Consider the following 16,149-nt stretch of genomic DNA (forward strand, 5'->3'; position numbering starts at 1 on the left):
ACCTACCTCGACAGCGGCGACGCCTTGCGCAACAACAGCGCATTGCAGGCAATTGATCAGCTTGATGCAGAGCTGGCGGAACTGCCTGCTGGCCTCACCGCAGACTTGCGCCCAAGGCTTAAGCAACTGCGCGGCTTTACCGCTGGAAAATTGCTCGCAGCCGGCAAACTGGCCGGCGATCCGCAAGGGTTGTTGGCGCAATCTGAGCGCGAGTTGAACAGTACGGTGCAGCAACTTTGGCAGTACGCCGATCAATCGCAGAGCAGCCAGGCCAATGCCTATCGCCCGCCCCTGTTTGCAATTGCCGAGCATCTGGCGCGCCTGACCCACGCCCGCAACAAGCTGGTGAGTAGCGGCAAAGCGGCGCTGGCCGACGATGTCAGCCGCGAAGTGAGCGCAATCAATCAACAGGTCGAACAACTGCAGGGCCTGCAACTGCTCGGTGTCGAATCATCAGCCCAAAGCGCCGAAGATGACTTTTCGGCGTTGCTGGGTCTGGATACCGAGCAAAGCAGCACAACCGCAGAAGATCAGGGCGTCGCCCTCAAGCGCACGCTGGCCAGCTTGATTGGCCGCTACCCCGCTGAGTTACAGCGCACGCTGGGCCTGATCGAGCAGCGCAATCAGCTAAGCCAGGCCACAGCTGAACAGATTGCCAACGTGCAGCAGGCACTGGCTGAGATGGAACCGATCGTGCGCGCCGAGCACGGCAAGCTGCAGGCCGAAATCCGCTTGGTTCAGGGCGCGGTAATCGCCCTGATCGTATTGATTGCCCTGATTAGCGACACCCTGCAGCGCCGCCTGACCCGCGTACTCAATCAATTGGTGCCAGCCCTTTCAGTCTGGGCCAGCGGCGACTTTGCCAAACCGGTGAAGTTGGCGACCCGCACCCGCGAACTCAAAGACATCGAAAGCTCGCTCAATCATTTGCGCAGTTATCTGGTGAATCTGGTCGACACCATTCGCCAGCACGCGGACCAAGTGTCGGGCGCCAGCCAGACGCTGGCCAATCTCAGCGGCAACCTGCATTCAGGGGTGGAGCGTCAGGCTGGTGACACTGCGCAGATCCGCGACTCACTCGGCGAGCTTGAGTCGAGCATCCAGCAGGTGGCCAGCGAGGCCAGCCAGGCGGCAGACGCCAGCCGTGGCGCCGATCAGGCACTGGAACAGGGGCAACAGGTTATCGGCCAGAGCCTGAACGGCCTGCATGCGTTGGTCAGTGAAGTACAAGAAAACGCTCAGGCGATTGAACAACTGGGCACGGAAACCGCAGCCATCGGCAACGTGCTGACGGTTATCCACAGCATCGCCGAACAAACCAACCTGCTGGCCTTGAACGCCGCGATCGAAGCTGCACGCGCCGGCGAGTCCGGGCGCGGTTTTGCGGTTGTCGCCGAAGAAGTGCGCTCATTGTCGCAGCGCACCAGTGGCGCCACGACAGAAATTCAGGCGCTGATCAGCCGTTTGCAGCAAGCCGCGCAGGATTCGGTAACGGCCATGCGCCGGCAGGTCGAGCACGCGCAAACCACGGCTGATCAGGCGGCCGCCGCCGATGGCGCGTTGCAGCAGATGGTCAGCGCGATCAGCACCATTGCCGCGATTGCCGGACGCATTGCCGAGGCAACCGCGCATCAGAGTGACGCGGTTAGCGAGATTCGCGACCACAGCGAGCGCATCCATCAGCTGGGCGGCAACAATCTGTCACGCATTGGCGAAGGTCGCCAACAAGGCGAGCAATTGCTGCAACTCGGCGGCGAATTGAGCACCGCAGTGAAGGCGTTCCGGCTCTAGCACGGGCCTTGCGATGCAACTAAGGCCAGGCCGTGCGGTCATAAGCGCTCGACCGGGCTTATACAGGGCGGGCGTGGACACTTTGCCAAGCGCGTCCAAGGCTGTATTTTGGCGTTTGCTGGCGGTCCATTCATCGCTGTGAAAAAACCGCTTACAGCCTTAACTGTGCTCCAGCCATAGATGCTCCGCTATCATGCGGGGACTCCTGCATCTCGAGACCCCAATGCGCCGTATACTCAGCTTGCTTTTGCTACTCGTCATTCTGCCGGTCAATGCCGGCCTGCTGGATAATCGCCCCAGCGGTAACCTTCTTGGCGGCGCGCTGAATAACAGTGCCGAATTTCTGCCGGTTCACCAAGCCTTTCAGCTCAATCTGATCAGCAGCAGCGCCGACTCGATCAAGCTGCAATTCGTCGCCACCGATGGCTACTACCTCTACAAACACCGCTTCAAGTTCAGCAGTGAACCCGCGGATATCGGCCTGGGCGAGGCCAAACTGCCGGCAGGCGAGCAGAAAACCGATGAGTATTTTGGCGAGGTCGAGGTTTACCACGGCACTCTCGATGTCGAAATCCCGGTAAATAACCCGCAAAACCGCCCATTTACGCTCAACGTCACCTACCAAGGCTGCGCTGACAAAGGCCTTTGCTACCCGCCGGAAACCGAGCAACTGAATATCGGCCAGGGCAAGCCAGCCGGTGCAGCTTCTGCAAGCAACGGCAGCAGCGAAGCCAACTGGAGCTGGAGCGATCTGGCGCTGTTCTTCCTCGCAGGCCTGGGGCTGACCTTCACCCCGTGCGTGCTGCCAATGCTGCCGATTCTGTCCGGCGTAGTGCTGCGCGGTCGCCCGAGCAATCGTCGCGGCCTGGTATTGTCGCTCGCCTACGTATTACCGATGGCTGCTTGCTACGCCGCACTCGGCGCGCTGATGGGCCTGTTCGGCGCCAGCCTCAACTTGCAAGCCATGCTGCAATCGCCCTGGGTATTGATCCCGTTTGCGCTGTTCTTCAGCCTGTTTGCGTTGGCCATGTTCGGCTTGTTTGAACTGCGCCTGCCGCGTTTTATCAGTGAGCGACTCGACCGCAAAGCTGCACAGACCCAAGGTGGCTCGATTGCCGGCGCGGCGACGCTGGGCGTGCTTTCCAGCCTTATAGTCTCACCCTGCGTCACCGCTCCGCTTACCGGCCTGCTGCTGTATATAAGCAGCACTGGCGATGCGCTGGGCGGCGGCCTGCAGTTGTTCGCCCTCGGTTTGGGCATGGGCGCACCACTTGTGCTTATCGGTGCAGGTGGCGGCGCTTTGCTGCCCAAGACCGGCGCCTGGATGAATGCTGTGCGCAACCTGTTCGGCGTCATGCTGCTGGCCGTATCGCTGTGGCTGCTTGACCGTATTCTTCCGGAATCACTGACCCTGGCCCTGTGGGGCTTACTCGCCGCTGGTTGCGCCCTGTTTCTCGGCGCGCTTGAGTTTGGCCCCAAGACCAGCCGCCAGAAGCTTGCCCAACTGCTCGGCTTGGCATTGCTGGTTTACGCATTCGCCGCCTGGACCGGCGCTTTTCAAGGCCAGACCGACCCCATGCGCCCATTAGGCAGAATGCAGGCACAAGGCGTCGCGGCGACGGCCGCGAGCCAACACAGCGGCTGGCAGACCATTACCACTGGCGCCGAATTGACCGCAGCGCTGGCCAACGCCAAGCAGAACGGCCAGCCGTTGATGCTCGACTGGTATGCCGACTGGTGCATCAGTTGCAAAGTAATCGAGCGCGAAGTGCTTACCGATCCAACGGTGGGTGCTCAGCTGAAAGATTACCAACTGGTGCGCTTCGACATGACCGACAGCAATCCGGCGCAGCGCGCACTGCTCGACAGCTACAAACTGTTCGGCCCTCCGGCCATCCTGCTCTTCGACAAACAGGGCGCTGAAATCAGAGATTTGCGCGTAGTTGGCGAGATCGATGCTGAAACCTTTGCCGCCCGTCTGACTCAGGCGCGGGAACGATTTTAGTGCTTATAGTCATATAATTGCCGCAAATAGCCGTCATCGTGTCGGCTATTGCAGAGAACTGGACAGTCACGCGTTGACTCCGGCATAGTCGCACCGTCGCAATAAAAACAAGGACCACATTTTTCATGGCCACCCTTCTGGTCCTCAACGGACCTAACCTGAATTTGCTGGGCACACGCGAGCCTGGCGTCTATGGCGCTACCACGCTTGAGCAGATCAACCTCGATCTGGAGCGCCGCGCGCGTGATGCCGGCCATCATCTGATGTATCTGCAAAGCAATGCAGAATACGAGCTGATCGAGCGTATTCACGCCGCAAAGGGCGAAGGTGTCGACTTTATCCTGATAAATCCCGCCGCTTTTACACATACAAGCGTCGCTATACGTGACGCATTGCTGGCGGTGAGCATCCCATTCATCGAAGTGCATTTATCTAACGTGCACAAACGTGAACCTTTTCGCCATCACTCCTACTTTTCCGATGTTGCGGTAGGTGTGATCTGCGGCCTTGGCGCCAGTGGTTACCGACTGGCCCTGGAGGCGGCACTTGAACAACTTGAACTTGAACGACCCTGACCCAACTGGGAGTTGAAAGCTATGGATATCCGTAAAGTCAAAAAACTGATCGAGCTGCTGGAAGAGTCTGGCATCGACGAGCTGGAAATTCGTGAAGGCGAAGAATCGGTTCGCATCAGCCGCAGCAGCAAACAACCTGCTTATGCTCAGCCGATGTACGCTCAAGCGCCTGCACCGGCTCCAGCACCTGCCGCTGCTGCTCCTGCTGCCGCACCTGCAGCCGACGCAGCGCCTGCTGCACCGAAGCTGAACGGCACCGTTGTTCGCTCGCCGATGGTCGGTACCTTCTACCGCGCTTCTTCGCCGACTTCCGGCAACTTCGTTGAAGTTGGCCAGACCGTGAAGAAAGGCGACATTCTGTGCATCGTTGAAGCGATGAAAATGATGAACCACATCGAAGCTGAAACCAGCGGTGTGATTGAATCCATTCTTGGAGAGAACGGCCAGCCGGTTGAATACGACCAGCCCCTGTTCACCATCGTTTGATCAACGGGGAGCCAGCGATGTTGGAAAAAGTTCTGATCGCCAACCGCGGCGAAATCGCTCTTCGCGTGTTGCGTGCCTGCAAGGAACTGGGCATCAAGACCGTCGCCGTGCACTCCACGGCAGACCGCGAATTGATGCACCTGGGCCTGGCGGACGAATCCGTATGTATCGGCCCTGCCGCCGGTACCCAGTCATACCTGAACATTCCGGCGATCATCAGCGCAGCTGAAGTAACCGGCGCCACCGCCATTCACCCGGGTTACGGTTTCCTTGCGGAAAACGCCGACTTTGCTGAACAAGTGGAAAACTCAGGCTTCGCCTTCATCGGCCCGCGCGCCGAAACCATCCGCCTGATGGGCGACAAGGTTTCTGCCAAGGAAGCCATGATCAAAGCTGGCGTGCCAGTGGTTCCAGGCTCCGACGGCCCATTGCCGGAAGACGAAGAAACCGCATTGGCGATTGCCCGCGAAGTGGGCTATCCGGTGATCATCAAAGCCGCTGGCGGCGGCGGTGGTCGCGGCATGCGCGTGGTTTATGACGAAGAAGACCTGATCAAGTCGGCCCGCCTGACTCGCAGCGAAGCGGGTTCAGTGTTCGGCAACTCGATGGTTTACCTCGAAAAATTCCTCGGCAACCCGCGCCACGTTGAAGTTCAGGTGCTGTCGGACGGCCAGGGCAACGCGATTCACCTCGGTGACCGTGATTGCTCGCTGCAACGCCGCCACCAGAAAGTTCTGGAAGAAGCGCCAGCGCCGTACCTCAACGAAAAGGCCCGCGCTGAAGTTCTCAAGCGCTGCGTCGATGCCTGCATCGAGATCGGCTACCGCGGTGCCGGTACGTTCGAGTTCCTCTATGAAAATGACAGCTTCTATTTCATCGAGATGAACACCCGCGTACAGGTAGAGCACCCGGTAACTGAAATGGTGACCGGCGTCGATATCGTCAAGGAAATGCTCAGCATCGCCGCTGGCAACAAGCTGTCGATCAAACAGGAAGATGTGGTTATCCGCGGGCACGCCCTCGAATGCCGGATCAACGCTGAAGATCCAGACAACTTCATGCCATGCCCGGGCAAAGTGAAAACTTTCCACGCACCAGGCGGTTTCGGCGTTCGCGTCGACTCGCACCTGTACAGCGGCTACACCGTGCCACCGCACTATGATTCGTTGATCGGCAAGCTGATCACCTACGGCGAAACCCGCGACGAAGCACTGGCGCGCATGCGCAACGCGCTGGACGAGATCGTGGTTGACGGCATCAAGACCAACGTTCCGCTGCACCGCATGCTGGTCCGTGACAAGGGCTTCTGCAAAGGTGGTATCAATATCCATTATCTGGAAAAGAAACTGGGTATGGATAAGCACTAATACAGTGCCTGCACGTCAACAAGGGCTACCATTTTGGTGGCCCTTGTTGTTTCTGGCATCGGCCAAACTGGCCAACGCTGGCAGCCGCAACGCCGCTCAAGTAAGCTTGCCGGCTATTCACGCCTAACCGCCCTTCGCTTTCGAGGTATCCCATGCCCTGGTTACAAGTCCGTCTCGCCATTACTCCGGAACAGGCCGAGACCTATGAGGATGCCTTGCTTGAGATCGGCGCGGTTTCGGTGACGTTCATGGATGCCGAAGACCAGCCAATCTTCGAGCCGGAGCTGAACACCACGCCGCTGTGGTCGCACACTCATCTGCTCGCCTTGTTCGAAGCCGATACCGACGCAACTGCGCTGATGCCTCACCTGCAATTGCTCACCGGCGCCGAATTGCCCGAGCACCATATCGAGCGCATTGAAGATCAGGATTGGGAACGCAGCTGGATGGAGAACTTCCAGCCGATGCGCTTCGGCAAGCGTCTGTGGATTGTGCCGAGCTGGCACGCCGCTCCCGAGCCGGACGCCGTCAACCTGTTACTCGATCCGGGTCTGGCATTTGGCACCGGCACCCACCCGACGACCGATCTGTGCTTGCAATGGCTCGATGGCCAGCCATTGGAAAACTGCTCGGTACTCGACTTCGGTTGCGGCTCGGGCATTCTGGCGATCGCCGCTCTCCTGCTTGGCGCCCCTAACGCCGTGGGCACCGACATCGACCCGCAAGCGCTCGAAGCGTCACGCGACAACGCCGGTCGCAACGGCATCGACCCGCAACGCTTCCCGGTCTACTTGCCGGCAGATCTGCCACAAGTACAGGCAGACGTTGTAGTCGCCAACATTCTGGCCGGCCCGCTGGTTGCACTGGCGCCGCAAATCACCAGCCTGGTCAAGCCCGGCGGCCGTCTGGCGCTGTCCGGTATTCTCGCCGAACAGGCTGAAGATGTTCGCGCCGCTTACGCTGATAATTTTGACCTGGACCCAACCGCGACGCTCGACGGCTGGGTGCGCATCAGCGGCGTTCGCCGCTAATTATGGAGACCTGCAGGACGCAGGTTTCTTGCGTTAGACTAATTGCTTCGATTCACCGGACAGTCGCATGACCGAAAGTTTCGTCACCCAGTGCCCGCACTGCAGTACCCGCTTCAAGGTTACCGCGCCTCAGCTTCGTGCTGCGCGCGGCGCCGTGCGTTGCGGCTCTTGCCTGCAGGTATTCAACGCCGCCCAGCAGCTTCAGGAACAAGGCCTCTACACTCCCGAGCCGGTGCAACCGACGCCTGTGCTGAAGCCTGAGCCCGAACCTGCGGCTGAGCCGAGCTCGCCAGTAACGCGTCCAAACGATGACACCCTGTGGATTCATGACGACCTCGACCTGGATCTCGATCACCTGGACCTGGACCAGGAACTGGCGCGTCTGGAGCAACAACAAAGCGAGGAAAGTGCCGCCAGCAAGCAACCGGCCGCACAGGTGCTACTCCCCGAGATAGAACCCAGCGAATACGAAAAAGCCGATGAAAGCTGGGCAGAGGAATTACTCAAGGCCGAACAGGCTGCAAGCGAGCGTGCCGCGCAACAGGCGCGTGCGAGCGATGACGACAAAGAGCTGCGCCGCCCACAAGGCCCGATTCAGCCACTGACCCTGATCGAGCGTAAAGAGCCCAGACTCACCGCCGACGAGGCGTTATACGACACCAAGGCGGAACCCGAAGAAGAGCCAGAAGAAGACTTCGGGATCAATGCCAGTCGCCACGACGACAACGATGACGGCCAGCTGCTGCAAGGTTTCAGCGCCACCCATAAAGGCGGCAAGCTAAACCCGCAACTGGATGACAAGCGCCTGGTCGAGTTGGATGACGAGCCACTCAGCCTCGACTATGAGCCCGTCAAAAAGGGCGGCGGCATGCGCGTGCTCTGGACGTTGCTGGCACTGATAGCCGCACTCGCGCTGGCGGGCCAGTATGTGGCTTATCACTTTGAGGAACTGGCCAGACAGGACCGTTATCGTCCCTGGTTCGAACAGGCATGCCCGATCGTCGGCTGCACTCTGCCGAGCAAGGTTGATATCAGCCAAATCAAAAGCAGCAATCTGGTGGTGCGCAGCCACCCGGATTTCAGCGGCGCGTTGGTGGTCGATGCGATCATTTACAACCGTGCGCCGTTCAGCCAGCCCTTCCCCCTGCTGGAGATGCGCTTTGCCGACATCAACGGCAAATTACTCGCCAGCCGTCGTTTCAAGCCCAGTGAATACCTGGCCGGAGAGCTTGCCGGGCAAACTGAAATGCCTTCGCAAATCCCCATCCATATTGCCCTGGACATCCTTGATCCCGGGACCAAGGCCGTCAACTACAGCCTGAGTTTTCACTCGCCGGAGTAGTTGCCTGGTGCCCGACAGAGAATCGTCGGGCACAACCAAACCCACGGGAATAAGAACACCACTGTTCAGATTTTGTTCAAAACAGCCTTTATCCGGTCATCCAGAGCGGGTATGATTCCCACCCTTTTTCGCAGTCTCCTATTGGTCTCAACAGCTTGTCTCTTGAGCAGGGAAGCCCTATGTCGACGCTACGCATCGGCCCATACACATTGCCTAACCGGCTGATCCTCGCGCCTATGGCCGGAGTCACCGACAGGCCATTTCGCCAACTCTGCCAGCGCATGGGTGCCGGTATGGTGGTATCCGAAATGGTCACGAGCGATGTGCGGTTGTGGAATACCCGCAAATCAAGCCTACGCTTGATTCACCAAGGTGATCCCGAACCGCGCTCCGTGCAGATAGCCGGAGGCGATGCGCAGATGATGGCTGAAGCGGCTAAGCGCAACGTCGAATTGGGCGCCCAGATCATCGATATTAATATGGGCTGCCCGGCCAAGAAGGTCTGTAACAAGGCCGCAGGCTCGGCGTTACTGAAAGATGAAGCACTGGTCAGTGAGATATTGCAGGCGGTAGTGGACGCGGTCGATGTACCGGTCACCCTGAAGATTCGCACTGGCTGGGACAGACAGAACAAGAATGGCGTAACAGTGGCAAAGATTGCGGAGCAATCCGGAATTGTTGCACTCGCCGTACATGGGCGCACACGTGCGGACTTGTACACCGGCGATGCCGAGTACGAAACGATCGCTGCGATCAAACAAGCAGTGTCGATTCCGGTGCTGGCCAATGGCGATATTACTTCGCCAGAGAAGGCCGCCGAGGTATTCGCAGCCACAGGCGTTGATGGATTACTGATAGGCCGGGCGGCACAAGGTCGCCCTTGGATCTTCCGTGAAATCGAGCACTACTTGCGCACCGGTGAAAAGCTCGCCGCGCCAAGCTTGATGGAAGTTGAAAGTATTTTGCTGGAGCACCTGGCAGCACTTCATGCCTTTTACGGTGAAGTGATGGGTGCGCGTATTGCCCGTAAGCATGTCGGGTGGTACATGGCAACCTTGCCACGGGCCAAGGAGTTTCGTGCCCAGTTTAATCGTCTGGATTGTACGGACGCACAGTGCGCCAGCATTCGCGAATTTTTCCGCGAACGTTATAACGATGGAGATGGGGTGGCTGCATGACGATGTTGACCGAGACTTTAGGAAGTGGAATTACACCCGTGAGTGACAGCACCAGTTTGAAGCAGCACCTCAACACGCCGAGCGAAGAAGGGCAAACCCTGCGCGGCAGTGTCGAAAAAGCCCTGCACAATTATTTCGCCCACCTTGAGGGCGCCGATGTCACCGATGTCTACAACCTGGTACTCACCGAGGTGGAAGCCCCGTTGCTGGAGACCGTGATGAACTACGTCAAAGGTAACCAGACCAAAGCCTCCGAGCTGCTTGGCCTGAACCGTGGCACGCTGCGCAAGAAGCTCAAGCAGTACGATTTGTTGTAACCCCCTCTTCTCAAAAAGGGCGACCTAAACAGTCGCCTTTTTGTTTTTTCCCTGCTCTGATGGACTCTGAAATGACCGACCAGACCACCCGCCTTCCAGTACGCCGCGCCTTGATCAGCGTTTCCGACAAGACCGGCATTCTTGAATTTGCCCGCGAGCTTGTTGCCCTCAACGTGGAAATCCTCTCCACGGGCGGCACCTACAAGCTGCTCAAGGACAACGGCATCGCAGCAGTTGAAGTTGCTGATTACACCGGCTTCCCGGAAATGATGGACGGCCGCGTCAAGACCCTGCACCCGAAGATTCACGGTGGCATTCTGGGCCGTCGCGCCATCGACGGCGCGGTCATGGACGAGCACGGCATCAAGCCGATCGATCTGGTTGCGGTCAACCTGTATCCGTTTGAAGCCACCGTCGCCAAGCCGAACTGCGACCTTGCAGACGCCATCGAGAACATCGATATCGGCGGCCCGACCATGGTTCGCAGTGCCGCCAAGAACCACAAAGACGTGGCGATTGTGGTCAACACCAGCGACTACGCCAGCGTCGTCGAAAACCTCAAAGCCGGCGGCCTGAGCTACGCCCAGCGCTTCGACCTGGCCCTTAAGGCATTCGAGCACACCGCTGCCTACGACGGCATGATCGCCAACTATCTGGGCACCATTGACCAGGCCGCTGAAACCCTCAGCACCGAAGCCCGCGGCGACTTCCCGCGCACCTTCAACAGCCAGTTCATCAAGACGCAGGAAATGCGCTACGGCGAGAACCCGCACCAGAAAGCGGCGTTCTACGTTGAAGCCAAGAAGGGCGAAGCCAGCATCGCCAGCGCCGTGCAGTTGCAGGGCAAAGAACTGTCTTACAACAACGTGGCCGACACCGACGCTGCACTTGAGTGTGTGAAAAGCTTCGTCAAACCGGCCTGCGTCATCGTCAAGCACGCCAACCCATGCGGCGTTGCCGTGGTACCGGAAGACGAAGGCGGCATCCGCAAGGCCTACGATCTGGCCTACGCCACCGACACCGAATCGGCCTTTGGCGGCATCATCGCCTTCAACCGTGAACTGGACGGCGAAACGGCCCAAGCCATCGTTGATCGCCAGTTTGTAGAAGTCATCATCGCCCCGCGCATCAGCGCTGCAGCCCGTGAAGTAGTGGCTGCAAAAGCCAACGTGCGTCTGCTCGAGTGCGGCGAATGGCCAGCCGAGCGTGCTGCCGGCTGGGACTTCAAGCGCGTTAACGGCGGCCTGCTGGTACAGAGCCGCGACATCGGCATGATCACCGCCGACGACCTGAAAATCGTCACCCAGCGTGCGCCGAGCGAGCAAGAAATTCACGACCTGATCTTCGCCTGGAAAGTCGCCAAGTTCGTTAAGTCCAACGCCATTGTCTACGCCAAGAACCGTCAGACCGTAGGTGTTGGCGCAGGCCAGATGAGCCGCGTCAACTCCGCCCGCATTGCCGGTATCAAAGCCGAGCACGCTGGCTTGCCAGTGCCGGGCGCCGTGATGGCCAGCGACGCGTTCTTCCCGTTCCGCGATGGCATCGACAACGCAGCCAAGGCAGGGATTACTGCGGTCATCCAGCCAGGCGGCTCGATGCGCGACAACGAAGTGATTGCTGCAGCTGACGAAGCCGGCATTGCCATGGTCTTTACCGGCATGCGCCATTTCCGGCACTGAGGCCGGTCGCGCTGAAGTGAGCGTCTGCGGCGTTGCGGACAGTTTCGATAATGCTCATTGCCACTCGGCAACTGCGCTTCTCGAAACAGCCCGCGCCTTGCAGCCACTCGCTTGATCGCAACCTTGATGTGTTTGGTATTGAAAAAATATTGTGCGGATAACGCTTTGTTTATCCGCCATTCGGGCCAAAGGCCCGCCTCCTTGAGGAGACTGACATGAACGTATTGATTATCGGCAGCGGCGGTCGTGAACACGCGCTGGCTTGGAAAGTGGCGCAAGACGCGCGCGTAGAAAAAGTTTTCGTCGCGCCGGGCAACGCCGGTACCGCGACCGAAGCCAAGTGCGAGAACGTGGCGATTGATGTATTGGCGCTGGAGCAACTGGCCGACTTCGCCGAGAAGAACGTGCAGATGACCATCGTTGGCCCGGAAGCGCCGCTGGTGGCGGGCGTGGTTGACCTGTTCAACAAGCGCGGCCTGCACTGCTTCGGCCCGACCGCGGGCGCTGCTCAGCTTGAAGGTTCGAAAGCCTTCACCAAGGATTTCCTGGCCCGTCACAAGATCCCGACGGCGGACTACCAGAACTTCACCGAGGTTGAGCCGGCACTGGCCTACCTGCGCGAAAAAGGCGCGCCAATCGTCATCAAGGCCGACGGCCTGGCGGCAGGCAAAGGCGTTATCGTCGCCATGACTCTGGCTGAAGCTGAAGATGCCGTGCGCGACATGCTCGCGGGCAACGCTTTCGGTGACGCCGGTTCGCGCGTGGTTATCGAGGAATTCCTCGATGGCGAAGAAGCCAGCTTCATCGTCATGGTCGACGGCAAAAACGTATTGCCGATGGCCACCAGCCAGGACCACAAGCGTGTTGGCGACAAGGACACTGGCCCGAATACGGGCGGCATGGGCGCTTACTCGCCTGCTCCGGTTGTGACCGACGCCGTGCACCAGCGCGTGATGGACGAGGTCATCTGGCCGACCGTTAACGGCATGGCTGAAGAAGGCAATGTCTACACCGGTTTCCTGTATGCCGGCCTGATGATCGACAAATCCGGCGCACCGAAAGTCATCGAGTTCAATTGCCGTTTTGGTGATCCGGAAACTCAACCGATCATGGTCCGCCTGCAATCAAGCCTGCTGTTGCTGCTCGAAGCGGCTCAAGCGCAAGCGCTGAACATTGTCGAAGCACAATGGGACCCGCGCCCGAGCCTGGGCGTTGTCATGGCAGCCGGCGGTTATCCGGCGGATTACGCCAAGGGTGATGAAATCAACGGCCTTGATGCCGCGAGCCAGGCGCCAGGCAAGGTTTTCCACGCCGGCACCACGCTCAAAGACGGCAAGGTTGTGACATCCGGTGGTCGCGTACTGTGCGCAACCGCGATGGGCGACACCGTTCTGGATGCTCAGCAAAACGCTTATGCGCTGGCCCGCAAGGTTGACTGGAACGGCTGCTTCTACCGCAGCGATATCGGTTACCGTGCAATTGCCCGCGAGCAAGGCGACAACTAAGCTGGATTTGCGCCGGGGCTGAGCTGAATAGACATTGTCCGTTTTAGTCAGTCCCGAGCCGAATTTGCTTAGCTATAATTGTACAATTGACCGTATGAAGGGATTCCATAGTGTGTCGGCCCTGGATTGCCATCGGACTACTCATCAGCCTTTTCCTGTCGGCTTTGCCGCAGGCTGCCTCGGCGGTGGGCTGGTCGATGCTCGAAGATCCCAGCGCGGCACTGACACTCGACGAAATCCGTACCCCGCAATATAGCGCGCAGTTTCACCCGGTCGACCTCAACAGGCTCTATATCAAGGGCGGTGCTGACGTTTCCTGGCTGCATTACCAGCTGCCGGCCAAGTCTGACACGCGCCTGCTGAAGATTTTCTCGCCTTACTTATCGTACCTCGACTTTTACGTCTTCAGCGGCCCTGAGCTACTGTCGCATGTGCGCACGGGCAACAAACTGCCGTTGTCTACACGACCGCTGCAGAGCATCGACTTTCTGCTGCCCGTACCGCATTCGGACAGTGCAGTGGATATCTACCTGCGCCTCGAGTCCGAAGATGCCCTGCGCCCGGTCATCCGTCTCAAGAGTTCGGAGCAAGCCGCCACCGAGTTCTCGCAACCATTGCTGATAGGCCTGCTAATAGGCTGCATGCTGATGCTGGGGCTATACAACATCATCCGCTATGCCTATTCGCGCAGCGTCAGTTGCCTCTGGCTGGCCGGTTGTCAGCTCTGTCTGATCATCATGAGCACCAGCTTGCTGGGGATTACCACGCCCATTCTCGGACCGTTTCAGGGGATGCAAGCGGATATCGCCAGTGCCGCGATCATTGCGGCGATTGCCTGCATGCTCGGCTTCACCATCAGCTTCTTTCGCCCTGCCCATTCCGCGACCAAGGTAAGCAAACTGTTGCGCTGGGAGATGCTGGTTTTGCTGCTGCTCTGCGGCGCGCTGTTTTTTGTCGCGCAGATGCCCTACAACCAGCTGACCTATCTGCTCACCGGCGCCGCTTCGCTGAGCATTCTGGCGGTTGGCCTGTTCTTCTGGCATCAGGGCTATACCCCGGCTCGTCCCTTCAGCATCGCGCTGATGCTGTTTTGCCTGTGTCTGATTTTCGCCCTGCCGGTGCTGTATGGCGTGTGGGCGGTTCGCCCGGACTGGATGGCGTACATCTTGCTGATTGCCTGCGTGATCTGCGCGTTCATTCTCAGCATTGCCCTGAGCGCCCGCGAGCGACGGATAACCCAGGAACAATTCAGCATCAGCCGGGCACTGGCAGCAAGCTCCGCCGAACTCAAGGCCAAAGGCGACTTTTTAGCCAAGATCAGCCACGAAATCCGCACGCCCATGAACGGCGTATTGGGCATGACCGAGCTGCTGCTGGGCACGCCACTTTCGACCAAACAACGCGATTACGTGCAGACCATTCACAGCTCAGGCAACGAGCTGCTGACCCTGATTAACGAAATTCTCGACATCTCCAAGCTCGAGTCCGGCCAGATTGAACTTGATGACGTGCAGTTCGATATCAACGCGCTGGTCGAAGACTGCCTGACGATTTTCCGCGCACGCGCCGAGCAGCAGCAGATTGAGCTGATCAGCTTCATCCAGCCGCAAGTGCCACGCATTGTCAGCGGTGACCCGACACGTTTACGCCAGACCGTATCGAGCCTGCTCGACAACGCTTTCAAGCAGACCGAGGAAGGTGAAATCCTGCTCGTGGTAGCGCTGGATAACAACTTGCTCAAACCGCGCTTGCGCATTGCTGTACAGGACAGTGGCCGGCCGCTTGAGGAAGAAGAGCGTGAAGCACTGCTGCACGCCGAATTGCACAGCCGCGACTTCCTCACAGCCAGCCGCCTTGGCGGACGCCTCGGGCTGATTATTGCGCGCCAATTGGTACGCCTGATGGACGGCGAGTTTGGTATTCAGAGCAGCAGCGGGCAAGGCTCGACCCTGTGGCTGACCCTGCCCCTCGACCCGGACCGCATCGAGCAGCCCGCCACGGACCTCGACAACACGCTGCAGGGCGTGCGCCTGCTGGTGGTGGATGACAATAACACCTGCCGCAAAGTGCTCCTGCAGCAATGCAGCGCCTGGGGCATGTATGTCAGTGCGGTGCCGTCGGCCAAAGAAGCGCTGGCGCTGTTGCGCACCAAATCGCACCTGCGCGAATATTTCGACGTGGTCCTGCTCGATCAGGAAATGCCAGGCATGACCGGCCTGCAACTGGCCACGCGGATCAAGGAAGACCCGAGCCTGAGCAACGATATTCTGTTGATCATGCTCACGGGTATCAGCAACGCGCCGAGCAAGGTGATTGCGCGCAATGCCGGTATCAAGCGAATTCTCGCCAAGCCGGTTGCCGGTTACACCCTCAAAGCCACGCTGGCGGATGAGCTCGCCCAACGCCAGAGCGGTGTCGCCCGCGCGATACCGGCAGCGACAGCGCCTGGCCCGCAAGAGGTGCCAAGTGATTTTCGCGTGCTGGTCGCCGAAGACAACAGCATCTCCACCAAAGTCATCCGCGGCATGTTGGGCAAGCTCAACGTCCAGCCCGACACCGCCAGCAATGGTTTGGAAGCACTTGAGGCCATGCAAGCACAGCACTACGATCTGGTGCTGATGGATTGCGAAATGCCGGTGCTCGACGGTTTCAGTGCAACCCGACAACTGCGCGAATGGGAGCGTGCCGGTAATCATCCACACACGCCGGTGGTGGCCCTGACCGCGCATATTCTCACCGAGCACAAAGAGCGGGCACTTCACTCGGGAATGGATGGTCACATGGCCAAACCGGTCGAGTTATCGCAGCTGCGCGAGCTGGTCGGCTACTGGGTTAACCATCGCCAGACCACTGAGAATCACTAACCCGCAAGC

General features: G+C 59.1%; 12 protein-coding genes. All 12 read left to right on the top strand.

Annotated elements, in window-relative coordinates; genetic code table 11:
- Positions 1-681 precede the first annotated feature (681 nt).
- Positions 682-1,791, top strand: a complete 1,110-nt coding sequence (locus PMYSY11_RS22165) for a methyl-accepting chemotaxis protein (RefSeq protein ID WP_420830084.1) — start codon at positions 682-684, stop codon at positions 1,789-1,791.
- Between the two features lie 223 nt (positions 1,792-2,014).
- Entirely contained in the window at positions 2,015-3,796 is a 1,782-nt protein-coding gene (locus tag PMYSY11_RS19260; protein WP_150547764.1) for a protein-disulfide reductase DsbD, read from the top strand.
- Between the two features lie 125 nt (positions 3,797-3,921).
- Complete coding sequence (gene aroQ / locus PMYSY11_RS19265) at positions 3,922-4,371, top strand: type II 3-dehydroquinate dehydratase (RefSeq protein ID WP_069898244.1); 450 nt, start codon at positions 3,922-3,924, stop codon at positions 4,369-4,371.
- Between the two features lie 21 nt (positions 4,372-4,392).
- Positions 4,393-4,857 (top strand): acetyl-CoA carboxylase biotin carboxyl carrier protein, encoded by a 465-nt coding sequence (gene accB, locus PMYSY11_RS19270; RefSeq protein WP_069898245.1) that lies wholly within the window; start codon positions 4,393-4,395, stop codon positions 4,855-4,857.
- Between the two features lie 17 nt (positions 4,858-4,874).
- Positions 4,875-6,224, top strand: a complete 1,350-nt coding sequence (gene accC / locus PMYSY11_RS19275; protein ID WP_069898246.1) for an acetyl-CoA carboxylase biotin carboxylase subunit — start codon at positions 4,875-4,877, stop codon at positions 6,222-6,224.
- Between the two features lie 152 nt (positions 6,225-6,376).
- A complete protein-coding gene (gene prmA, locus PMYSY11_RS19280; protein WP_150547765.1) occupies positions 6,377-7,255 on the top strand; it encodes a 50S ribosomal protein L11 methyltransferase in 879 nt (292 codons plus the stop codon).
- Between the two features lie 67 nt (positions 7,256-7,322).
- Positions 7,323-8,597 carry a DUF3426 domain-containing protein gene (locus PMYSY11_RS19285; protein WP_150547766.1) on the top strand — a complete coding sequence of 425 codons (1,275 nt, stop codon included), beginning with the start codon at positions 7,323-7,325 and terminating at the stop codon, positions 8,595-8,597.
- A 179-nt stretch (positions 8,598-8,776) separates the two neighbouring features.
- Positions 8,777-9,775 (top strand): tRNA dihydrouridine synthase DusB, encoded by a 999-nt coding sequence (dusB, locus tag PMYSY11_RS19290; RefSeq protein WP_069898249.1) that lies wholly within the window; start codon positions 8,777-8,779, stop codon positions 9,773-9,775.
- Positions 9,772-10,092, top strand: coding sequence for a DNA-binding transcriptional regulator Fis (gene fis / locus PMYSY11_RS19295; RefSeq protein WP_069898250.1), 321 nt, complete (start codon positions 9,772-9,774; stop codon positions 10,090-10,092). The genes dusB and fis overlap by 4 nt, the downstream gene beginning before the upstream one ends.
- Before the next feature lie 71 nt (positions 10,093-10,163).
- Complete coding sequence (gene purH / locus PMYSY11_RS19300; protein ID WP_069898251.1) at positions 10,164-11,771, top strand: bifunctional phosphoribosylaminoimidazolecarboxamide formyltransferase/IMP cyclohydrolase; 1,608 nt, start codon at positions 10,164-10,166, stop codon at positions 11,769-11,771.
- A 215-nt stretch (positions 11,772-11,986) separates the two neighbouring features.
- Positions 11,987-13,276 (top strand): phosphoribosylamine--glycine ligase, encoded by a 1,290-nt coding sequence (purD, locus tag PMYSY11_RS19305; protein WP_069898252.1) that lies wholly within the window; start codon positions 11,987-11,989, stop codon positions 13,274-13,276.
- Positions 13,277-13,386: 110 nt separating this feature from the next.
- Positions 13,387-16,140: a hybrid sensor histidine kinase/response regulator gene (locus tag PMYSY11_RS19310; protein ID WP_069898253.1), complete on the top strand. Its 2,754-nt coding sequence runs from the start codon at positions 13,387-13,389 to the stop codon at positions 16,138-16,140.
- Positions 16,141-16,149: the final 9 nt, after the last annotated feature.

The organism is Pseudomonas marincola (assembly GCF_900682675.2).
In the GTDB taxonomy this organism is placed as follows: Bacteria; Pseudomonadota; Gammaproteobacteria; order Pseudomonadales; family Pseudomonadaceae; genus Aquipseudomonas; species Aquipseudomonas marincola.